Consider the following 21,863-nt stretch of genomic DNA (forward strand, 5'->3'; position numbering starts at 1 on the left):
TCTCATCCCTGTAGTATTACTTTCAGTTGTTCTGTACCCGCTAGGAATTCAATTTCATCCTTTGTTTCAAAGTTATAAACAATATTATGTAGTAAAGGGCTGTATTGATAAAAACTCGTGATGCGGTGAATGAGTAATGGGTCATGGTGAGAAATAAGTGTGCTGTATTGTTCATATACAGATGTGGTAAATTCATGTCCGAAATCATAATATAGCCCAGCAAAGTCAAAAGCAGGATCGCCAATTTGAGCATCACCAAAATCGATAATCCCTGAAATATTTTTGTTCTGCTTATTAAATAAAATGTGATGATGGGTAAAATCAGCGTGAATAATTGTATTTTGAAAAGTGGTTGTATCGCTAAAAGTAAAGAAATTTTCGAATAACCGATTTAAAGATGATTTCTGTAACGAAGTAAAACTATTAGTAACATACTGATTTAACTTAGTTTGTAGCTCTTTCCAGTAGGTGAGTGTTTTTTCAACAGGGAATCCTAACGTTGTACCTTGTTTTAAAGGAATACTATGTAGGGTTGCAAGGAAGGTAGCTAATTGTGTAATAATAGTTTGTAGTTCTTTATCCTCAAGCTTGATTACTATTTCTGTTTTTAATGGTTCACCATGAATGAGAGTATAGTAACTACAAAGTGGAAAAGTATCAACATCATTTTTATATAATAGGTGATACTTTGGAACCTCAATTTCATGTAGTGAACAAGAGAGAAGTGTGCATAGTTCTTTTTCTAACGGAATTCGTATTGCATATTCCTGTTTTCGAGGGAAACGAAACAGTAGCTCATCATTTACGATAACCGCTACATTATCCCAGCCTTCTTCATTTTGTTTATAGGAATGTATAGAAAGATTAGGCAAAGCTTCTTTTATATATTGTTTGTAAGTGTGCATAATTGTTCCTCGTTTCTAAGTTAACTTATTCTAGTTTATGATATCAGAATTTTCTTTCTATATGTTAAAATATAAGTATCATTATGAAGAAGGGCGGGAGTATTACGAAGAAAAGACTATTCATCATTTCTCTATGTATTGCTTTTGGATTGTTTTGGTCATATAAAGAAGAAGTTTTTGCTAGCTATAAAACGATTAATCAGTACGAATTAAATAAGGGATTACAGAACAAAAGTATAGAAACTTTAACTCATAATGAAATGAAAAAGGTAGGAGAACATTTTGTGACAGAGCAATTATCTGTGTTTGAGTTTAATAATAAAGAAGATGTGAAACGAAAAGCTGAAGAAATATTTTTAAATAGAGGGTATGACAGATTAATAGAAAATTATTATCCAAATCGTTTTCGAGATTTAGCGTATAAATTTATAAACGAGGATATACGTGAAGTGACGGATGAAAGTTTTCTCTATCAAACTGTAGCATACGTTGCGGGTACTGAAAATGGTAAGAGAAGCGAAATGAGATTGAATTATGAAATGAAAATTGTAAAGGTTAATAATATATTTAAGGTGTTAGAACAAAAGCAGTATGTACAATAAAGTGCCACAAATAGCCGATAAAAAAATCCCCCAGTTCTTTGAGGGATTTTAAAGGTTTTCATTTTGTTGTCCAAGTTCTTTTTGCGCAATGTATAAATTTCCTTGTTCAACTTGTTTCTGAGTAAGAACAGAATCACCTGCATACCCTTTTTCTGTTTTTACAGTACTTTTCGTATGATTGGAATTTTGTTTCTTCATATAATATGTCACCTTTCCTTAAAAATAAACAAAAATGATAAGCACAAGTAGTACAGCAGCAAAAATGGTAATACCCATTAAAAAAGAAGTGTTTTTATTTTTAGGTGGCTTATGTACATCTTGTCGATATCCAGGTGAAATTTCAGGGGCGAATTCTTCATCGAATGATTGCTTTTTTTCTTTTTCGTCCATATGTATCCACCTTTCTTTTTCATTATGTTATACGTTCAAAGAAAAAATATGCATAAAGAAAACCGCCCCTCTATCGTGAGCGGCGGTTTTCTGTTGTATATTTTCTTTGAACTTGAAAGAGACGGACAAGAAGGAAGATAGCACCAAATGCTAGACCGATAATAAGACCAATCCAATATCCTTTTGCCGCCCATTCAGTATACGTTGCTAATATGTAACCGAGAGGGAGACCTATTACCCAATAAGCAATTAATGTCATAATTAAGGAAACATTTACGTCTTTATAACCACGTAGTGCCCCTTGTACAGGAGTTGCAATTGCATCTGAAATTTGAAATAAAATCGCAAATATAAGAAATTCTTTTGCTAAATGATGAACTTGTATATCTGTCGTATAAATAGAAGCAATTTCATCATCAAAGAAGTAGAGAAGAATTGAATATAAGAGAGCGAATGCAAGTGCTAAGCCAATCCCGATAAATCCATATTGTTTTGCGTTATTATATCGCTTTGCTCCAACTTCGAATCCAACAGCGATGGTCATTGCCATTGCTAAACTTAAAGGAGTCATATATAACAAGGAAGCGAAGTTCATAGCTGCTTGATGCGCTGCGATTGTTGTCGTACTAAAATTACTCATCATAAGTGTCACTGCAGCGAAAATACTCGTTTCAAAAAAGATAGCAAATCCGATAGGGACGCCAAGTTTTAAGAACTCTTTCCAACTTGAAAGAGAAGGACGATATAATTGTTTAAAGATATGGAAAGATGCGAAAGGCTCTTTCGTACGAATAATAATAACGGTAATAATTAAAATACACCAATAGGTTGCTGCAGAAGCAATTGCTGCTCCGACACCACCGAGTTTTGGAAAACCGAAATGACCGAAAATTAATACATAATTCAATACTACGTTAATTGGTAATGATAGTAATGTAATGATCATTGTTGTGCGAGTTTTTCCTAATGCATCAATAAATCCGCGTAAAACAGTGTAAGTAAATAAAGGGATAATTCCAATTGCAATAATACTTAAAAATTGTGCCGCAATACGTTCCACAGGTTCTTCCAGGCGCATGCCGTTTAAAATAGGTGAAACAGCGAAGAAACCGATAAGGATGACCACGAAACTAGCACAAATTGCTAAATATACTGCTTGTATGACAATTTGGGGCACATCCTCTTTTTTCTTTGATCCAACGAGCTGCGCAACAATTGGAGTAGTAGCCATTAAAATTCCTGTTAATCCGGTACTAACGGGAAGCCATATACTTGTTCCGATAGCGACACCTGCTAAATCAATAGGACTCGCGTGCCCTGACATTGTCGTATCAAAAAAGCTCATTGCAAATAATGACATTTGTGTTACGAAAATCGGGAAAAATAGTAATACAAATTGCTTTAATTTTTGTGAGAATGAATTAGTTTCTTTCATAAAAGCCCCTTTCCGCATAAAAACAAACCCTCACTATCATACAATTTAATTAAAAAATAGAAAAGAAATACGCGCTTAGAACATATGGAATCGATAAAAAAAGGATGCACTTTGAAAAGGGATAAGGTATTATGATAAGGTGTGAAAAAATTACATATTCGTTATTAAGGAGGCACTACTCGTGGCTGATTGGTTAATTGGAATAATCATGGGTGCTGTTGAAGGTTTAACAGAGTTTTTACCAGTTTCATCAACAGGACATATGATTTTAACAGGTCATTTACTTGGATTTGACGATGAGAGAGCGAAAGTTTTCGAAGTTGTTATTCAATTGGGATCGATTTTAGCAGTTGTTGTTATATTTTGGAAGCGTCTATGGTCTTTAGTAGGTATAGGAAAAGTAACAGACGGACCATCGTTAAATTTATTACATATTATTATCGGGATGATTCCTGCCGGCGTACTTGGTGTATTGTTCCATAGTGCGATTAAAGAAGTGTTATTTGGGCCAGGCCCAGTTGTCATTAGCTTAGTGGCTGGTGGTATTTTAATGATTGTTGCTGAAAAGTTTTCGAAACCAAGTACAGCAAGAACATTAGATGAAATCACATATAAGCAAGCATTTACAATTGGAATGTTCCAATGTTTAGCGCTTTGGCCAGGATTTTCTCGTTCTGGATCTACAATAAGTGGTGGTTTATTAGCTCGCGTGTCACATACAGCGGCGGCTGAATACACATTCATTTTAGCAGTACCAATGATGGTAGCTGCAAGTGGTTTAGATTTAATTAAAAGCTGGGATATTTTAAGCGCAGCTGATATACCGTTATTTGCAACAGGATTCATTACTGCATTCGTTGTTGCGATGTTTGCAATTGTTTCATTCTTAAAATTATTAGCGCGTGTAAAACTAACACCGTTCGCTTACTACCGTTTCATTTTAGCTGCGGTATTCTATTTCTTCTTCATTATGTAATAAAAAAACTGCCGAGTTCGGCAGTTTTTTATTTTACTACTTTTTCCATCATACTTTCCATTACATGTTCCCAAAGAGAAGTATCATCCGCTAATGTAGCACGGAAGTTAGCGTACATTTCTTTTTGTTTCTCTTCGAATGTTGGATCTTCTTTTTCAGGCAATGTAGCGCGCATAGAAGTTACTAATTCTTGTACTTTTGGAGCGCGTGGTCCCCAAACGGCTTGTTCATTTCCATCTTTATCAATGAAAATAAAGATTGGAATGGCACGTGCTGATCCATTTGTTAAATATTGATCCATTAATTCTAAGTTTTCATCGCGAATTAATAATCTCATATCAATATTTGCAACTTCAGAAATTCGTTTCATAACAGGTACGCATAAAAGGGCGTCACCACACCAATCAGCTGTTAATATGATAACACGCCAGCCATCATTTTGACGTTCTTCTAATACAGGAAGTAATTCATTTGGAATTAAAAAGTTATTGTAAATGTGTAGTAGCTCGTATTGATTTACTTTCATTTCATTCACATATGTATCAAAGGACATACCTTTATCAGCCCATTGTTGTAAGTTCATAAGTAACACCTCTTTAGTATGATTTGTTTTCATTGTACCAATTTTTATATAGAAAAGCTTGTATTCTTACTCCTTCTTGTCACTTAATAATGTATTTAATAGGAAAAGGAATAGTACGACACATAATTCAGCAATGTTGGACAGTTGGACACTCTCTATCCAATCGTCGGCAGTATGAATGACGAACCAATCTAACGTAATTTCAATGATTGCAAAAAGGGTAATAGCTAGCCAATTTGGCATGTTTTTTGTCATTGGGTATAGCAACGCCTTGAGGAAACCGAAGATAAAGAATGTAATACCGTCTAAGAAAGTGATTAATAAAATAAATAGAAGTAAAGCAGTGCGTGATCTATACTCTATACCTGTCATATGAAAGATTCCTACATATACAAAGAAAATAAATGCAAAAATTATAATGAGAAATAGAATAACAAAACCAATAATCAAAGTCTTATCTTTTAGATTAAGATTAGAAAATTTGTCTTCTTCACTCATCATCTCATCTCCTTTTTCTGGAAATTTGATTTTATTGTATCATGAAATGTATATTAAAAAACTACGAATTATGGGAAAATAAGGTGACAAAAAGTAAGATTTCATGTAAAATTATTAATAAGGTTTTTATTTAACTAAATGAAGTAAAAGGGGCTGTCAAAATTGTCTCAAAATCGAGAGCAATTAATGGAAGAACTATCGACAAATGTGTTTGCTATGTTTCGCACGTTGCGTAATGATATTGGAAAAATATTTGGTGGTTACATACCGTGGAATGAGTTTATCGTCCTTAGAATATTGAACCGTACGAATAAAGAAATGGTATCACGTGTAGCTAACGAATTAAATGTATCGAATAGTCATATTACAGCTGTTACAGAAAAATTAATTAATAAAGGCTTTGTAACCCGTTCACGTTCTACATCAGATCGCAGAGTTGTATATTTAGAGATTACAGAGCAAGGAAAAGATTTGGTTGCGAAAATGGAAGGGGAGAAAAAGAAATATTTACAAGAAAGATTCTCCGCGCTTTCAGAAGAAGAAATGAATATCATGATATCTATTTCTAAAAAACTTATTTAATCCATTACAAGTAAGAAAACGCTTACGTAGAAAAGAAGAAGACCTTCCTTATATGAGGAAGGTCTTCTTTCGTATGTAAAAGATTATAAAAAAGAAAATATGTAACATACTACTAGTAAAGAAAGGGGGCAGAAATATGACAAATCGAAATGGTAGTAAAGGGAGCGGAAATCAAGGCTCACCAAAATCAGGGCAATTTCAGCAAGAGTTTAGTGCGGAATTTGAGACTGGTAATGATAACAAAGGGAAAGAATATCGTTCGAAAAAAGGAAGTAAATCAAAAAAAGGAGTGAATCTTTTCACTCCTTTTTTTGATTTAAGATGCTGCAGATTGATCCGTATTATATTTTTCTTCTGATTTTGCGACAATCATTGCGCAAATTGCATCACCAGAAATATTTACAGCTGTTCGTGACATATCTAGAATGCGGTCAATACCGATAATTAAGGCAATACCTTCTACTGGTAGGTTTACTTGATTTAATACCATCGTAAGCATTACAAGTCCAACACCTGGTACACCGGCAGTACCGATGCTAGCTAGTACGGCAGTTAATACGACGACAGCTAATTGGGACATAGTAAGCTCAACTCCGTATACTTGAGCGATAAACACAGTTGCTACACCTTGCATAATGGCAGTACCATCCATATTAATCGTTGCACCTAGTGGTTGCACAAAAGAACTTATCGCTTTTGGAACGCCAAGTTTTTCTTGTGCTGTTTTCATTGCAAATGGAAGAGATGCATTAGAGCTAGATGTACTAAATCCAATTGCCATTACTGGCCCGAAATGTTTAAAGAAACGGACAATGCTTTCTTTTGCTAATACCTTTAATAATCCACCATAGACGAAGACGCCGTGAATAATAAGTACTAGCATAACGACAATCATATACTTGAACATCGCAGCGACGCCTGCAAGACCCATTTTACCAACGGATGAAGCGAGCAATCCAAATGTTCCGATTGGAGCTAATTTCATAACGAGATTAACAAGATACATCATTAATTCGTTGCCCTGTTCAAGTAATGAATGGATACCTTGAACTCGTTTTCCTAAAATAGCGATACCGAGTCCGATTAATACGGCAAAAGCAATAATTTGTAACATGTTTCCATCAGCCATCGCTTTTGCTGGGTTATCTGGTACGATATTGAGTAGTGTATCGACGAAAGATGTTTCGGTTTTTGCACCTTCATATTTAAGCCCTTCGGTTTTAAAGTTACCACCAGATCCTGGTTGTATAATCAGTGCAAATGTAACTGCAATAGAGATGGCAACGGCTGTAGTGACAAGAAAGAATGAAATTGATTTTAAGCCGATTCTTCCAAGTTGTTTCGGGTCTCCAAGTCCAGCAGCCCCAAGCACGATAGAAATGAACACAACAGGAACAACTAGCATTTTAATGAGGCGAATAAACAATTGACCAAGTGGATTGAACACATATTGATTTAATGGTTCAAAAATGGATGGTGCAGCTAAATTTAAAGTAAGCCCAACAACTAAACCGAGAAATAATGCAATTAAGATTGCTTTTGTTTGTTTCAATAAAACCCCCCCTTATTTTTGTGAAATTACTTTCTACATTAATTGTACCGAAAAACTACCTATTTTGACAATATTTTCTGAATATTTTGTATAAAAATATCTATTTAAATATAGATTGCTTTTGCTAGAGTAAGCAAAAAAATCGGGAAATCTAGTTAGAAAACAAAATAGACCATCATATAGGATGGTCTAGGGAAGGGGACAATTTATGTCAATTTAATTAGGGATGGAAGCCATTCAAAGACACTGGGGAATGTCTTATAAATTAGGGAGGAATAGCTTCGATACATATACTATAAAAGATGGATGTGACCGGGGTGTGAACATAGGGTGAAAGAGAGAGGGAGTTTTACATAAAGGATGAAGCAAACAAAAAAATAAGACCATCACATAAGAGATGGTCAAGGAAGGGGACAATTTATGTCAATTTAATTAGGGATGGAAGCTGTTCAAGACACTGGGGAATGTCTTATAAATTAGGGAGGAACAACTTCGATACATATACTATAAAAGATAGATGTGACCTTGGCGTGAACACAGAGTGAAAGAGAGAGGGAATTTTACATGAAGGATAAAGTAAACAAAAAATAAGACCATCACATATGATGGTCTAAGGAAGGGGACAATTTATGTCAATTTAATTAGGGATGGAAGCTATTCAAAGACACTGGGGAATGTCTTATAAATTAGGGAGGAACAGCTTCGATACATATACTATAAAAGGTGGATGTGACCAGGGTGTGAACATAGAGTGAAAGAGAGAGGGAGTTTTAAATAGAAGATAGGGTAAACAAAAATAAGACCATCACATAAGAGATGGTCAAGGAAGGGGACAATTTATGTCAATTTAATTAGGGATGGAAGTTGTTCAAGACACTGGGGAATGTCTTATAAATTAGGGAGGAACAACTTCGATACATATACTATAAAAGATAGATGTGACCTTGGCGTGAACATAGAGTGAAAGGTATGAGGATTTGAGAAATGATACATATAAAATGATTGTTGCGAGAGTTATAGAATAAGAATAAATAGAATAGAAAGTGTTTCGTCATAAAATGAAGTAAAGTTCAAGTATAAATAAAAGTTGAAAACTATGAAAAAAAGGATTATGCTCAACTATATTATGAGAATATAAGGTTTATCCCGCTATGTAAGGTTTCTTATAAGCCTTTAGTTATGAGGGGAAAAAGGGAGTTAGTGAATATGGAAGTAACAAAAAGACAAGGGCTATATAATCGTTTTATACGATTAAATCCACCACAAATATTAGCATTAGGTTTTTTCTGCTTAATTGTGGTTGGCGGTTTGTTATTAAAGTTACCATTCGCAACGAAAGTACATATTAGTTGGGTAGATGCTTTCTTTACGGCAACGTCAGCGGCAACTGTAACGGGATTGGGAGTAGTAGATACTGCAAGTACGTTTACGATGTTTGGCGAGATTGTTATTATGTTTTTAATTCAAACAGGCGGTTTAGGTCTTATGACAATTGCCATTTTAATTGTTTGGGTATTAGGTAAAAAAATCGGATTACGCCATCGATTATTAATTGGAGAGGCATTTAATCAGACAAATATAGGTGGTCTTGTAAAATTAGTAAAACGTGTCTTTATATTTTCAATTTGTATTGAGCTTATTGGAGTCATCTTTTTATCATTTCGTTTTATTCCAGAGTTTGGTTTTGGAAAAGGTGTATACTATAGTATTTTTCACGTTATTGCATCTTATAATAATGCTGGATTTGCTCTATGGCCGGATAATTTAACAAGGTATGTAGGAGATCCTATTATTAATATAGGGATTTGCTCTTTAATCGTAATAGGTGGTCTCGGTTTTACTGTATTAATTGATATATGGTATAGCCGTAGTTTTCGAAAACTATCGCTTCATTCCAAAATTATGATTGTTGGAACAGTAGCGTTAAATGTTATAGCGATGATTGTGATTTTTGTATTAGAATATAATAATGTGAAGACGTTAGGGAATTTACCTTTAAATGAAAAGTTATGGGCTTCTTTTTTCCAAGGTATTACTCCTCGTACTGCTGGATTTAATACAGTTGATTACGGGGGTATGGAAGAATCATCTATATTATTTACGATGGTTTTAATGTTTATTGGGGCAGGAAGTGTATCCACGGGTGGAGGGATTAAATTAACAACGTTTGTTATTTTAGTTACATCTGTCCTTTCGTTCTTTAGAAAGAAAGAGGAAATTGTATTATTTCAGCGCACAATAAAAATATCGACGGTAACGAGAGCATTAGCTATTGCTGTTGCCAGTCAAATCCTCATTTTTGCAGCGGTATTTGTATTAATGCTTACAGAAAACTTCAGCTTTATTCAGTTACTATTTGAAACAATTTCAGCGTTCGGTACAGTAGGGTTAACGATGGGGATTACTGCAAAGCTATCAGCGTTTGGAAAATGCATTATTATGTTTGTTATGTTTTGCGGATTAATTGGACCGTTAACACTTGTGTTTTCTTTAGCGCGACCAGCAAAACAAAAAATTAAATATCCATCGGAAGATGTATTTACAGGATAAGGTATCCCGCATAAGCGAGATACCTTTTTCGTTTTAAAAAAGGGAGAACAATAATCCGACAAGTGCTACTCGGAATAAAATTGCAATAAGTGCTGCAATTCCGCCGACAATCGCAGCGATACCACCAGTTACAGTAGCTCCACGATTATAAGCGTAAATCCCTAGTAATACAGAAACAAGACCAAATAATGTTGGGAAGGTAAAGAGTGATAAGATAGATAAGGCAAGAGCGATAAAGCCAGCAGTTGATCCAGCCGCAGACGATCTTACATCACCTTTATGATCTTTCTCATCGTAATCATAATCAATGCGCTGTGGTGCAACCTCAGCTGCATATTCTTCTTTATAGTCACTATAATCACTATCTATTCTATCTCTTTTTTTATACTCATCAAATTTCTCAGTCAAAGTCATGACTCCTTTCATAACAAGGTTCAATAGTAGTATGTTTCTCTTTTTCTTTTTTATCCGAGTATGTACAGGGAGTAATATCCATTTAAAAGGTAGAAATTGTTTTTTTGAAATAGGAAAAGTTAGTATGACTTCCTCTATTTTGGAAAGTATAAAAAAGAATAAGAAGGAAAGGGTGCAATACATAATGGAACATCCAATTGAAAATTTAATGAAAACAGCAATGACAAATTTAAAAGAGATGGTAGATGTAAATACGATTGTCGGAAGTCCCGTTTCAACGGCTGATGGAAATGTAGTATTAACAGTATCTCAAGTGGCTTTTGGTTTTGGTGCCGGTGGAAGTGATTTTAAAGGTGATTTTATTTCTGAAAAACATAATAACGGACAAGGGCAGCATAAAGAGAACAAGCAAAGTCATCCATTTGGAGGCGGAAGCGGAGCTGGGGTTTCAATTAGTCCAGTTGCTTTTTTAGTAGTCGGTTCTAACGGTGTGCAAGTATTGCACCTCAATAGTAGTACGCATTTAATTGAAAAGGCTTTAAATACTGTACCAAGCACTGTAGATAAATTTGTAAATGGTCGTCAAAAGTGAACTTGCATTTTTTAGGAATTATGATATATTAGAAAAAGTGCGCTTTAGGATGATCGGAATAATTGAACTGTAAATATATATGATGTGTGGAATAAGGGAGAGGAATTTATGATTAATATCAAAAACTTAGTAGTTGGCTTATGTATGTTAGTAAGCGGTTTTGTTGTATATGTAATAAAAGAAAAAGCTCCATTCTAAAACAGACAAACCGTTACTGTCTGTTTTTAATTTGTAAAAAATGTTGACAAGTTATTATATTGGTGTTAGAATTTTGATTCGTGTCTCGGTTACAGCTAGTGTAAAGTAAATAAATCTTATAAATATAATACGAAAAGTTTGCGAAAGATCGGGTAGTCTTACCAACAACTTTTGTGAACAAACCCTATAAATTATAATTGTAGGCTTTATAGGTATACTAGTGAATCAAGGAGCGGTCATTGGAACCGTAATGATGAGAGAGAGGTAGGGCTTTCATCCAGTATATGTTACTTTCCCGTTAGGTGAATATAAAAAAGAGGACTCCTTTTGAAAAGGAGTCCTCTTTCTTTTTTAAGTACGGCTCTCAACTTGCTGACAAATTTCATCTGTTGTTAAACCATGAGCTGTAATTACCGATCCCTTAATAGATGTATCTGCAATACCCATCATATTGGAATCTTGCCCAGTTACAACACAACAATCGCACCCTTGTGCATCATGTTCGGAGTGAAGGGTAACGACTTCATGTCCCTGTTGCTTAAGAGCTTGTTTAACATCTGTTAATGAGTTTTCAACGCCAATTCTAGCCATAATTCTCACCTCCTACCATCTAGTTGCTAGTATGCTCAAGTACATCGCATATATTTATGCAAAGACGGTAGGAAGCCTATATTTATCCTGCTATTGACGGATAGCTTAATTAACGTATCACTTTACTTAGTCGTTATATACACCAGTAAGCATTTGACTTACGAATTGATCGTTTAAAGTATCTTGGGCGGAAGAAGTATTTGAACGAATGTCGATTGAAGCAATAAAATTATTATGTTCTTTATTATTTGGTTCTACCTCTACATAATTATCGAATTTACAAAAACCTTTCGTATCCATTAGATCAAATAGTTGAAGCATTTCTACTACCTCTTGTCTCGTTCCTTTAATTTGTACACACGCCATATTGATTTCCTCCTTCATTTTGACAAATTGTTTTTTAAAAATAGGATTATGATTGCGAGATGAAAAATATGAATGTTATTTTTAGACAGCGTTATTTTTATTATTTTCCCCCTTTTTCAGCAAAAGTCGTTGTATATTCCCGAATTTATAAAAACGGACGTCCGTTTATTGAATACAATAGATTCGTATCAATTGATGAAAATCCTTCTTTTAAACAAATATATTTTTTAGTGGAATTTGGCGAAAAAAAATTTTTGACTTTTTGTAAACGTTAACAATGCTGTTAAATCAATATAATCAAAGATGTACGTACGATTAAAAATTAAAAATTTTCTAAAAATTTACTTGATTTATTTAAAAAGGAGAGTAAACTAGGAAACAATAAAAAATTCATAGAACATAGGAGGCGCTTTCCAGTGAATGAGCAATGGATTTTCTTAAATGGAGAATTTGTTCCAAAAGACGAAGCAAAAGTTTCAGTATATGATCATGGTTATTTATATGGAGATGGAGTATTTGAAGGAATTAGAGTTTATAGCGGTAATGTTTTCCGTTTGAGAGAGCATCTTGTCCGGTTATATGAATCAGCAAAATCCATCATGTTAGAAATTCCATATTCTTTAGATGAAGTAACGAATATTGTTGTTGAGACGATTCGACAAAATAAATTATCTAATGGATACATTCGCCTTGTTGTATCGAGAGGTGCAGGAAATCTTGGATTAGATCCTGATTCTTGTCAGAAACCGAATGTAGTAGTAATTGCAGAACAACTATCTTTATTCCCACAAGAATATTATGAAAAAGGGATTTCGGTTGTAACAGTTGCGACGCGCCGAAACCGTCCAGATGTTTTGTCGCCTCAAGTAAAATCTTTAAATTACTTAAACAATATTTTAGTTCGTATTGAAGCGAAATTAGCTGGAGTACAAGAAGCACTTATGTTAAATGACCAAGGATACGTAGCTGAAGGCTCAGGAGATAACGTGTTTATTGTAAAAGGAAATAAATTAATTACACCACCAAGTTCTGCTGGAGCGTTAGAAGGTATTACACGAAACGCTATTTTAGAAATCGGCGAAAAACTTGGATATGACGTTAGAGAAGAGTTATTTACAAGACATGATGTATATGTAGCTGATGAAGTATTTTTAACAGGAACGGCTGCTGAAGTAATTGCTGTTACGACAGTAGATGGTAGAACGATTGGTTTAGGGCAAACAGGTCCACATACGAATCGTTTATTAGAAGAATTCCGAAAATTAGTTATAGAAGATGGAGAGAAAATTTACGAAGAAAATAAAGTTGGATAACAACTTTTTATAACATAAGAAAGCGTTGAGAGGGAGGAGTAGTTGATTGTGAAGCCTCACAGAGAGTCGGTGGTTGCTGAAAACCGATGGTTCACGTCGACGAACATCGCCCTTGAGTGCTAAGCTGAAGCATTTGTCTAGGCTTAGACGGTAGCTCCGTTATTAGCTAGACTCATTTATGGGTCACTGAGGCAAGAGTATTCTTGCGAAGAAGGGTGGTACCGCGAAATCTTTCGTCCCTTCAGCACATAGCTGGAGTGTGGACGTAGGATTTTTTTATTGATAAAAGTTTTCAAAAAGGGGGCTTATAAGAACAATGTCTTCAAAAACGGAAGAGAAACTGGCAACAGGTGCACAGCTATTGTTAGAAGCGCTAGAAAAGGAAGGAGTAGAAGTAATTTTCGGTTATCCTGGTGGTGCTGTTTTACCTCTTTATGATGCACTCTATGACTGTGAAATTCCGCATATTTTAACAAGGCATGAGCAAGGTGCTATTCACGCCGCTGAAGGGTATGCCAGAATTACTGGTAATCCAGGGGTTGTCATTGCAACGAGTGGACCAGGTGCTACAAATGTTATTACGGGTCTTGCAGATGCGATGATTGATTCGTTACCACTTGTTGTATTTACAGGGCAAGTAGCAACAACGTTAATTGGAAGTGATGCTTTCCAAGAAGCGGATATTATGGGGCTTACGATGCCGGTGACAAAACATAACTATCAGGTGCGAAAGGCTTCAGATTTACCTCGAATTATTAAAGAAGCCTTTCATATTGCTAGAACAGGAAGACCAGGCCCAGTCGTTATTGATCTTCCGAAAGATATGGTGGTAGAGCAAGGAGAACGATGTAATGACGTACAAATGGATTTACCAGGATACAATCCGAATTATGAACCGAATCTACTCCAAATAAACAAATTATTACAAGCAATTCGTGCTGCAAATAAGCCGTTAATTTTAGCTGGAGCAGGTGTATTGCATGCGAAAGCATCAAAAGAGTTAACGAGTTTTGCTCGTAAGTATGAAATTCCAGTTGTGCATACATTACTTGGTCTTGGGGGCTTTCCGCCAGATGATGAACTTTTTCTAGGAATGGGAGGAATGCACGGTTCTTACACAGCCAATATGGCATTATATGAATGCGATTTACTTATTAATATAGGTGCAAGATTCGATGATCGGCTTACTGGGAATTTAGCTTATTTTGCTAAAGGGGCGACTGTTGCACATATCGATATTGATCCAGCAGAAATCGGAAAAAATGTGCCAACTGAAATTCCTATTGTTGCAAGTGCTAAGCAAGCGTTGGAAGTATTACTTCAACCGGAAGGAAGGAAAGAAAATCATCATGAATGGATCACTTTATTAAAGAGTAGAAAAGAACAGTATCCATTCTCTTATAAACGAAACTCTGAAAGTATTAAGCCTCAATACGCAATTGATATGTTATATGAAATTACGAAGGGAGAAGCGATTGTAACAACAGATGTTGGGCAACATCAAATGTGGGCAGCCCAATACTATCCGCTGAAAAACCCAGATAAATGGGTAACTTCAGGAGGATTAGGGACGATGGGGTTCGGATTTCCAGCAGCAATTGGTGCGCAAATTGCAAAGCCTGAAGAACTAGTTATTGCAATTGTTGGTGACGCTGGATTTCAAATGACGCTGCAAGAATTAAGTGTATTAAAAGAACATTCTTTACCTGTTAAAGTATTTATTTTAAATAATGAAGCTTTAGGAATGGTAAGACAATGGCAAGATGAATTTTATAACAAAAGATATTCGCACTCTTTACTATCGTGTCAACCAGATTTCGTTGCTCTTGCGAATGCGTATGGCATAAAAGGAGTTCGCATAGATGATCCACTTCTTGCAAAGAAGCAAATACAGCATGCGATTGAATTACAAGAACCGGTCGTAATTGATTGCCGTGTACTTCAATCAGAAAAGGTAATGCCGATGGTTGCGCCGGGGAAAGGTGTTCACCAAATGGAGGGAGTGGAAAAAAGGTGAAGAGAATTGTTACAGCGACAGTTCGAAATCAAAGTGGTGTGTTAAACCGAATTACAGGTGTTATGACACGAAGACATTTTAATATTGAAAGTATTTCAGTAGGTCATACAGAATCATCGGACATATCACGGATGACGATTGTTGTACACGTTGAAAATGAACAGCAAGTTGAGCAGTTAATTAAACAACTTCATAAGCAAATTGATGTTCTGAAAGTATCAGATATTACAGAAGAAGCGATGATTGCAAGAGAACTTGCACTTATTAAAGTCGCAACATCAGTAGCAAGAGCAGAATTATATAGTTTAATTGAACCGTTTCGAGCCGCTGTAATAGATGTTGGGAAGGATTCCATAGTTGTGCAAGTAACTGGTACGCAGGAGAAAGTAGAAGCACTAATTGAATTACTTCGTCCATACGGTTTGAAAGAAATTGCTAGAACAGGTGTAACAGCATTTACGCGTAGTATGAAAAAACAAGATAAGCAAGTTATGTTAATTCAATAATCATTTAAATATAGGGGGAAATGAAAATGGCAAAGGTTTATTATGAGAAAGATGTAACGGTAAATGTATTAAAAGAAAAGAAAGTAGCAATTATCGGATATGGCTCGCAAGGTCATGCGCATGCGCAAAACTTGCGTGATAACGGATTTGATGTAGTAGTAGGTTTAAGAAAAGGGAAGTCTTGGGATAAAGCGAAAGAAGATGGATTTTCTGTATATACAGTAGCAGAAGCAGCGGAGCAGGCTGATTTAGTAATGATTTTACTACCCGATGAACTGCAGCCAGAAGTATATGAAGCGGAAATTGCACCAAATTTACAGGCAGGAAATTCTCTCGTTTTTGCACACGGATTTAATGTTCACTTTGATCAAGTGAAACCACCAGCTAATGTAGATGTATTTCTAGTAGCGCCTAAAGGTCCAGGGCATCTTGTACGCCGTACGTTTGCTGAAGGCGGAGCCGTTCCTGCATTATTTGCCGTATATCAAGACGCGACAGGAGTTGCGACTGAAAAGGCACTTTCTTATGCTGATGGAATCGGAGCGACGAGAGCGGGCGTATTAGAAACGACGTTTAAAGAAGAAACAGAAACAGATTTATTTGGAGAGCAAGCTGTACTTTGCGGCGGAGTAACTGCGCTAGTAAAAGCTGGATTTGAAACGCTAGTTGATGCAGGATACCAGCCTGAACTTGCCTATTTTGAATGTTTACATGAACTAAAACTAATCGTTGACCTTATGTATGAAGGTGGACTTGAAAATATGAGATATTCAGTTTCAGATACAGCACAGTGGGGCGACTTCGTATCAGGACCACGCGTTGTAACGGAAGATACGAAGAAAGCGATGGGTGCAGTGCTAGCCGAAATTCAAGATGGTACATTTGCGAGAGGTTGGATTGCAGAGCATAAAGCAGGAAAACCAAATTTCCATGCGACAAATGAGAAAGAGAATGAACATGAAATCGAAGTAGTTGGACGTAAGTTACGTGAAATGATGCCTTTCGTACAGCCACGAGTAAAGGCAGGGGTCAAATAATATGAAGCAGATTTTGTTCATGGATACGACGCTACGTGATGGCGAACAATCACCAGGAGTGAATTTAAATGAACAAGAGAAATTGCAAATTGCAAGGCAATTAGAGAGACTGGGTATTCATGTCATGGAAGCTGGCTTTGCAGCAGCTTCCGAAGGGGATTTTCAATCGGTAAAACGCATCGCAAATACAATTCAAAATGCGACAGTTATGAGTTTAGCTAGAGCGAAAGAAAGTGATATTCGAAGAGCATATGAAGCGGTGAAAGGTGCTGTATCTCCCCGTCTACACGTATTTTTAGCTACGAGTGATATTCATATGAAGTATAAACTTTGTATGTCAAAGGAAGATGTGTTAGATAGTATTCATCGCTCGGTGACACTTGGGAAATCGTTATTTCCGACAGTACAATTTTCAGCAGAAGATGCGACAAGAACAGCAAGAGATTTTTTAGCTGAAGCAGTAGAAGTTGCAATTCGTGCAGGAGCAAATGTAATTAATATTCCAGATACAGTTGGGTATACGAATCCAGAAGAATATTATTCTCTTTTTAAATACTTACAAGAATCTGTTCCTTCATATGAAAAAGCAATCTTCTCTTGTCATTGTCACGATGATCTTGGGATGGCTGTAGCCAATTCATTAGCTGCAGTTGAAGGTGGAGCGTTGCAAGTAGAAGGAACAATTAATGGAATTGGAGAAAGAGCAGGGAATGCGGCGTTAGAAGAAGTCGCAGTTGCTCTTCATATTAGAAAAGATTTCTATAAAGCAGAGTCTTCTATGACGCTAAAAGAAATTAAAGCGACGAGTACACTAGTAAGCAGATTAACAGGTATGGTTGTACCGAAAAATAAAGCGATCGTTGGAGCGAATGCATTCGCTCATGAATCAGGCATTCATCAAGATGGTGTATTAAAAGAAGTGACAACGTATGAGATTATTGAACCAGAGCTAGTAGGCGAATCTCAAAATCTATTCGTACTTGGAAAACATTCTGGACGTCACGCGTTTACAGAAAAAATGAAAGAGCTTGGCTATGAGTTTACAAAGGAAGAACGAGATGCGGTGTTTGAAGCGTTTAAAAAATTAGCTGATCGCAAGAAGGAAATTACGGAGGAAGATTTACGTGCACTTATGCTTGGTGAAGCAGCATTTGCGGCTCAGCAATATACCATTACGCAACTGCAAGTACATTTCGTATCAAATAGTACACAATGCGCGACAGTTGTGCTAAAAGATGAGGAAGGAAATATATACGAAGATGCAGCTACTGGCTCTGGTAGTATTGAAGCGATTTATAATGCAATCCAAAGAATTTTAGGATTAGAATGTGAATTGGCGGATTATCGCATACAATCTATTACACAAGGTCAAGACGCACTAGCTCATGTTCATGTTGAATTAAAAGAAGGAACGCATCAAGTATCAGGTTTTGGTGTCGCGCAAGACGTATTGGAAGCGTCGGCGAGAGCATATGTCCATGCGGCGGGGAAATTAAAATCTTTTATCCAGCTTGTGAAATAAGTGGTTGATAGGTGAGAGAAGCTTTCCTCACCTATCAAATTAAAGTTCTGAAAATTCAGTTAAAAGGAGTGTTGAACTTGGAAAAACGTATCGTTTGTTTAGCTGGTGATGGTGTTGGCCCGGAAGTTATGGAAAGTGCGAAGGAAGTATTGCATATGGTAGAGAGATTATATGGGCATCGTTTTCATTTGCAAGATGAGTACTTTGGTGGGAGTGCTATCGATTTAAATGGGCAACCATTACCACAGCGAACGCTTGCCGCCTGTTTAGCAAGTGATGCAGTTTTATTAGGAGCAGTTGGTGGACCAAGGTGGGATAGTGCGAAAGAAAGACCAGAGAAAGGGTTATTAGCTTTAAGAAAAGGACTCGGCGTATTTGCAAATGTTCGCCCTGTAACGGTAGAAAGCGCAACGGCACATTTATCGCCATTAAAAAAGGCTGATGAAATTGATTTCGTTGTCGTTCGTGAATTAACAGGTGGAATTTATTTTTCTTATCCGAAAGAACGAACGGACGAAGTAGCAACAGATACACTTACGTATCATCGTCATGAAATTGAGCGTATCGTTTCGTATGCTTTTCAATTAGCGAGCAAGCGGAAGAAGAAAGTGACATCGATTGATAAGGCGAATGTTTTAGAGTCTAGTAAACTATGGCGAACTGTGACAGAAGAAGTAGCACTTCGTTATCCAGGCATTGAACTAGAACATATTTTAGTAGATGCCGCCGCGATGGAATTAATTCGAAATCCAGGACGGTTTGATGTAATTGTAACGGAAAATTTATTTGGAGATATTTTGAGTGACGAGGCTTCCGTATTAGCTGGATCATTAGGGATGCTTCCATCAGCAAGTCACGCGGAAAAGGGACCTTCATTATACGAGCCTATTCACGGATCAGCACCGGATATTGCCGGGAAAAATAAGGCGAATCCAATTGCAATGATGCGCTCTGTTGCAATGATGCTTGGGCAATCGTTCGGATTAACGAGAGAAGGGTGTGCAATTGAAGAAGCAATTTCTGCAGTCCTTACATCAGGGAAATGTACAGCAGATATCGGTGGGACTGAAACGACAACTTCATTTACGAAGGCGGTTATGCAAGAAATGGAAGAGCAAGCGTTAGTAGGGAGAGGGAGATAATGGGGAAAAGGTTGCTAGATAAACTATGGGAAAGACATATAGTTACGACAAACGAAAATGGGTTGGATTTATTATATATCGATCTTCATCTTGTCCATGAAGTAACGTCACCGCAAGCCTTTGAAGGCTTGCGGCTTACAAATCGAACGGTCCGTAGACCAGATTTAACATTCGCAACGATGGATCATAATATTCCAACGAAAGATGTTTGGAATATTACCGATCGCATTGCGAAACAGCAACTAGATACACTTCGTGAAAATTGTAAACAATTTCAGGTACCTTTAGCGGATATTGGAGATGAAGAGCAAGGGATTGTTCATGTTATCGGACCAGAACTTGGGCTCACGCAGCCAGGAAAAACAATTGTTTGTGGTGATAGTCATACAGCAACACACGGTGCGTTTGGCGCGCTAGCATTTGGCATTGGCACGAGTGAAGTGGAACATGTATTGGCGACACAAACGTTATGGCAACGTAAACCGAAAGCGATGGGCATTGAGTTAAAAGGGAAATTACAGAAAGGTGTTTACGCTAAAGATATTATTTTGCATCTCCTTTCAAAGTACGGTGTAGCAGTTGGAACCGGATACGTAATGGAGTTTTATGGAGAGACAATTGGAGCTATGGAGATGGAAGAGAGAATGACGCTTTGTAATATGGCAATTGAAGGAGGAGCGAAAGCTGGTATTATAGCACCAGATGAAAAAACATTTGCTTATGTAAAAGGACGTCAATATGCACCGAAAGACTATGGAACTTTCGAGAAAAAATGGTCTGAACTGTATACAGATTCAGATGCGATTTATGATTTACATATTTCAATTGATGTGGCGGATTTAGCACCGTACGTTACGTGGGGAACAAACCCGAGTATGGGTGTTCGTATTGATGAAAAATTGCCAGAAAAGCATGATGCAAATGACGAAAGAGCATTTTCTTATATGGGATTAAGCCCTGGACAAAGTACGTATGACATTCCAGTTCAGCATGTTTTTATTGGATCTTGTACAAATTCCAGGCTCTCTGATTTAGAAATTGCTGCATCTGTTGTGAAAGGAAGAAAGGTAAAAGAAGGTGTGCGAGCACTCGTTGTGCCTGGATCGAAAAGAGTAAGAGAAGCTGCGATGCAAAAGGGGCTACATCATATCTTTGAAGAAGCGGGATTTGAATGGAGAGAACCTGGATGTTCAATGTGTCTTGGAATGAATCCAGATCAAGTACCTGAAGGAGAACATTGTGCTTCCACTTCAAACCGTAATTTTGAAGGAAGACAAGGAAAAGGAGCACGAACACATTTGGTTAGCCCAGCAATGGCGGCAGCAGCTGCATTATATGGTCATTTTGTTGATACTAGAAAGGAGAGTTATGATGGAGCCATTTCGTATTCATAAAGGTACTGCCGCAGTACTGATGAATGATAACATTGATACAGATCAAATTATTCCGAAGCAATATTTAAAGAGAATTGAACGGACGGGATTTGGAAAATATTTATTCGATGAATGGCGTTATGATAATAACCGCCATGAAAACCCTAATTTTCCACTTAATGCACAAGATAGAAAAGGAGCAAGTATATTAATTACAGGTGATAATTTTGGTTGCGGTTCTTCAAGAGAACATGCTCCATGGGCGCTTGCTGATTATGGTTTTCGCGTTATTATCGCTGGCGGGTTTGCAGATATTTTTTATATGAATTGTATGAAAAATGGTATGTTACCAATTGTAATGGATAAAGAAATGCGAGAACAACTTGCCAAAACGGATGCGAGAGAACAAATAGAAGTAGATTTAGAGAATGAAGTCATTACAACGAGTACGCACAGGTTTCATTTTACAATCGAGAAAATGTGGAAAGAGAAATTATTAAATGGTCTAGATGAAATTAGTATTACAATGCAATATGAACAAGAGATTGTAGAATATGAAAGGAAAGCAGCTTTATATTAAGAAATAACGGAATGTTCGAAATGTATTTACATTCAGAATTAAGTATTATATACTATGTAAAAAATCAGAGGAGAAAGGGAGTAAGTATTATGAATATCGTGCAACCTATTGAAATGCTTACACAACTACATCATCATAC

At 36.5% G+C, this 21,863-nt stretch carries 25 protein-coding genes, 1 pseudogene and 1 other annotated feature; of the genes and pseudogenes, 16 read left to right on the forward strand and 10 right to left on the reverse strand.

Annotated features, from left to right (window positions below; genetic code table 11):
- Positions 1-2: 2 nt before the first annotated feature.
- Positions 3-905: an aminoglycoside phosphotransferase family protein gene (locus tag PDL00_RS22260; protein WP_270731210.1), complete on the reverse strand. Its 903-nt coding sequence runs from the start codon at positions 903-905 to the stop codon at positions 3-5.
- An 83-nt stretch (positions 906-988) separates the two neighbouring features.
- Here PDL00_RS22260 and PDL00_RS22265 point away from each other — a divergent pair, with 83 nt between their 5' ends.
- Entirely contained in the window at positions 989-1,507 is a 519-nt protein-coding gene (locus PDL00_RS22265) for a biotin transporter BioY (RefSeq protein ID WP_270731211.1), read from the forward strand.
- Between the two features lie 48 nt (positions 1,508-1,555).
- Here the strand turns inward: PDL00_RS22265 and PDL00_RS22270 are convergent, their stop codons facing one another.
- The 3 genes from PDL00_RS22270 to PDL00_RS22280 all read right to left on the reverse strand — a co-directional run bounded on the left by PDL00_RS22270 (position 1,556) and on the right by PDL00_RS22280 (position 3,332).
- Positions 1,556-1,705 carry a hypothetical protein gene (locus PDL00_RS22270; RefSeq protein ID WP_063261924.1) on the reverse strand — a complete coding sequence of 50 codons (150 nt, stop codon included), beginning with the start codon at positions 1,703-1,705 and terminating at the stop codon, positions 1,556-1,558.
- 18 nt (positions 1,706-1,723) lie between these two features.
- Entirely contained in the window at positions 1,724-1,897 is a 174-nt protein-coding gene (locus tag PDL00_RS22275) for a hypothetical protein (protein WP_000343557.1), read from the reverse strand.
- A 70-nt stretch (positions 1,898-1,967) separates the two neighbouring features.
- Positions 1,968-3,332, reverse strand: a complete 1,365-nt coding sequence (locus tag PDL00_RS22280; protein WP_270731212.1) for an MATE family efflux transporter — start codon at positions 3,330-3,332, stop codon at positions 1,968-1,970.
- Between the two features lie 181 nt (positions 3,333-3,513).
- Between PDL00_RS22280 and uppP the strand changes: the two genes are divergently transcribed.
- Positions 3,514-4,308, forward strand: a complete 795-nt coding sequence (gene uppP / locus PDL00_RS22285) for a bacitracin resistance undecaprenyl-diphosphatase (protein WP_242252452.1) — start codon at positions 3,514-3,516, stop codon at positions 4,306-4,308.
- A gap of 28 nt (positions 4,309-4,336) precedes the next feature.
- On the opposite strand, the gene PDL00_RS22290 is transcribed toward uppP, so the two are convergent.
- Together PDL00_RS22290 and PDL00_RS22295 are read right to left on the reverse strand one after the other, a co-directional pair.
- On the reverse strand, positions 4,337-4,924 hold the full coding sequence (locus PDL00_RS22290; protein WP_270731213.1) for a thioredoxin family protein: 588 nt from the start codon (positions 4,922-4,924) through the stop codon (positions 4,337-4,339).
- A gap of 33 nt (positions 4,925-4,957) precedes the next feature.
- On the reverse strand, positions 4,958-5,389 hold the full coding sequence (locus tag PDL00_RS22295; protein ID WP_270731214.1) for a YrvL family regulatory protein: 432 nt from the start codon (positions 5,387-5,389) through the stop codon (positions 4,958-4,960).
- 162 nt (positions 5,390-5,551) lie between these two features.
- On the opposite strand from PDL00_RS22295, the gene PDL00_RS22300 reads away from it, so the two are divergent.
- Both PDL00_RS22300 and PDL00_RS22305 read left to right on the forward strand, forming a co-directional pair.
- Positions 5,552-5,971, forward strand: coding sequence for a MarR family winged helix-turn-helix transcriptional regulator (locus tag PDL00_RS22300; RefSeq protein WP_000081442.1), 420 nt, complete (start codon positions 5,552-5,554; stop codon positions 5,969-5,971).
- Between the two features lie 136 nt (positions 5,972-6,107).
- A pseudogene (locus PDL00_RS22305) lies at positions 6,108-6,257 on the forward strand (imidazoleglycerol-phosphate dehydratase); the annotation flags it as partial.
- Positions 6,258-6,287: 30 nt separating this feature from the next.
- Here the strand turns inward: PDL00_RS22305 and PDL00_RS22310 are convergent.
- Positions 6,288-7,523, reverse strand: coding sequence for a dicarboxylate/amino acid:cation symporter (locus PDL00_RS22310; protein ID WP_061678898.1), 1,236 nt, complete (start codon positions 7,521-7,523; stop codon positions 6,288-6,290).
- Positions 7,524-8,729: 1,206 nt separating this feature from the next.
- Between PDL00_RS22310 and PDL00_RS22315 the strand changes: the two genes are divergently transcribed.
- The gene (locus PDL00_RS22315) at positions 8,730-10,073 is read left to right on the forward strand and encodes a TrkH family potassium uptake protein (protein ID WP_242257324.1); all 1,344 of its coding nucleotides are present in this window, start codon (positions 8,730-8,732) and stop codon (positions 10,071-10,073) included.
- 33 nt (positions 10,074-10,106) lie between these two features.
- Here the strand turns inward: PDL00_RS22315 and PDL00_RS22320 are convergent, their stop codons facing one another.
- Positions 10,107-10,499 carry an imidazole glycerol phosphate synthase gene (locus PDL00_RS22320; protein WP_242257328.1) on the reverse strand — a complete coding sequence of 131 codons (393 nt, stop codon included), beginning with the start codon at positions 10,497-10,499 and terminating at the stop codon, positions 10,107-10,109.
- 112 nt (positions 10,500-10,611) lie between these two features.
- Between PDL00_RS22320 and ytfJ the strand changes: the two genes are divergently transcribed.
- Both ytfJ and PDL00_RS22330 read left to right on the forward strand, forming a co-directional pair.
- Positions 10,612-11,079 (forward strand): GerW family sporulation protein, encoded by a 468-nt coding sequence (gene ytfJ / locus PDL00_RS22325; RefSeq protein ID WP_061678666.1) that lies wholly within the window; start codon positions 10,612-10,614, stop codon positions 11,077-11,079.
- Between the two features lie 108 nt (positions 11,080-11,187).
- Positions 11,188-11,277, forward strand: a complete 90-nt coding sequence (locus PDL00_RS22330; RefSeq protein ID WP_000608225.1) for a hypothetical protein — start codon at positions 11,188-11,190, stop codon at positions 11,275-11,277.
- 351 nt (positions 11,278-11,628) lie between these two features.
- Here the strand turns inward: PDL00_RS22330 and PDL00_RS22335 are convergent, their stop codons facing one another.
- Both PDL00_RS22335 and PDL00_RS22340 read right to left on the reverse strand, forming a co-directional pair.
- Positions 11,629-11,868: a YkuS family protein gene (locus PDL00_RS22335; RefSeq protein ID WP_270731215.1), complete on the reverse strand. Its 240-nt coding sequence runs from the start codon at positions 11,866-11,868 to the stop codon at positions 11,629-11,631.
- A gap of 126 nt (positions 11,869-11,994) precedes the next feature.
- Positions 11,995-12,234, reverse strand: a complete 240-nt coding sequence (locus PDL00_RS22340; RefSeq protein WP_242257325.1) for a DUF3911 family protein — start codon at positions 12,232-12,234, stop codon at positions 11,995-11,997.
- A gap of 59 nt (positions 12,235-12,293) precedes the next feature.
- Here PDL00_RS22340 and PDL00_RS34755 point away from each other — a divergent pair, with 59 nt between their 5' ends.
- From PDL00_RS34755 to leuD, 9 genes are all read left to right on the forward strand, one after another.
- Positions 12,294-12,509 (forward strand): hypothetical protein, encoded by a 216-nt coding sequence (locus tag PDL00_RS34755; RefSeq protein ID WP_333563533.1) that lies wholly within the window; start codon positions 12,294-12,296, stop codon positions 12,507-12,509.
- A 141-nt stretch (positions 12,510-12,650) separates the two neighbouring features.
- Complete coding sequence (gene ilvE / locus PDL00_RS22345) at positions 12,651-13,547, forward strand: branched-chain-amino-acid transaminase (protein ID WP_270731216.1); 897 nt, start codon at positions 12,651-12,653, stop codon at positions 13,545-13,547.
- Between the two features lie 16 nt (positions 13,548-13,563).
- Positions 13,564-13,791: a binding site (T-box leader), on the forward strand.
- 72 nt (positions 13,792-13,863) lie between these two features.
- Positions 13,864-15,564 carry an acetolactate synthase large subunit gene (ilvB, locus tag PDL00_RS22350; protein WP_242257327.1) on the forward strand — a complete coding sequence of 567 codons (1,701 nt, stop codon included), beginning with the start codon at positions 13,864-13,866 and terminating at the stop codon, positions 15,562-15,564.
- On the forward strand, positions 15,561-16,070 hold the full coding sequence (ilvN, locus tag PDL00_RS22355) for an acetolactate synthase small subunit (RefSeq protein WP_000822948.1): 510 nt from the start codon (positions 15,561-15,563) through the stop codon (positions 16,068-16,070). Before ilvB ends, ilvN begins: the two co-directional genes overlap by 4 nt.
- 26 nt (positions 16,071-16,096) lie before the next feature.
- Positions 16,097-17,107, forward strand: coding sequence for a ketol-acid reductoisomerase (gene ilvC / locus PDL00_RS22360; protein WP_001151727.1), 1,011 nt, complete (start codon positions 16,097-16,099; stop codon positions 17,105-17,107).
- 1 nt (position 17,108) lies between these two features.
- Positions 17,109-18,629: a 2-isopropylmalate synthase gene (leuA, locus tag PDL00_RS22365; protein WP_270731217.1), complete on the forward strand. Its 1,521-nt coding sequence runs from the start codon at positions 17,109-17,111 to the stop codon at positions 18,627-18,629.
- 77 nt (positions 18,630-18,706) lie between these two features.
- Positions 18,707-19,771: a 3-isopropylmalate dehydrogenase gene (gene leuB / locus PDL00_RS22370; protein WP_242250910.1), complete on the forward strand. Its 1,065-nt coding sequence runs from the start codon at positions 18,707-18,709 to the stop codon at positions 19,769-19,771.
- Positions 19,771-21,165, forward strand: a complete 1,395-nt coding sequence (leuC, locus tag PDL00_RS22375) for a 3-isopropylmalate dehydratase large subunit (protein WP_242250911.1) — start codon at positions 19,771-19,773, stop codon at positions 21,163-21,165. The genes leuB and leuC overlap by 1 nt, the downstream gene beginning before the upstream one ends.
- Positions 21,143-21,724, forward strand: coding sequence for a 3-isopropylmalate dehydratase small subunit (gene leuD / locus PDL00_RS22380; protein WP_242250912.1), 582 nt, complete (start codon positions 21,143-21,145; stop codon positions 21,722-21,724). The genes leuC and leuD overlap by 23 nt, the downstream gene beginning before the upstream one ends.
- Positions 21,725-21,863 lie beyond the last annotated feature (139 nt).

The organism is Bacillus cereus group sp. TH152-1LC (genome assembly GCF_027710505.1).
Classification (GTDB): Bacteria; Bacillota; Bacilli; order Bacillales; family Bacillaceae_G; genus Bacillus_A; species Bacillus_A mobilis.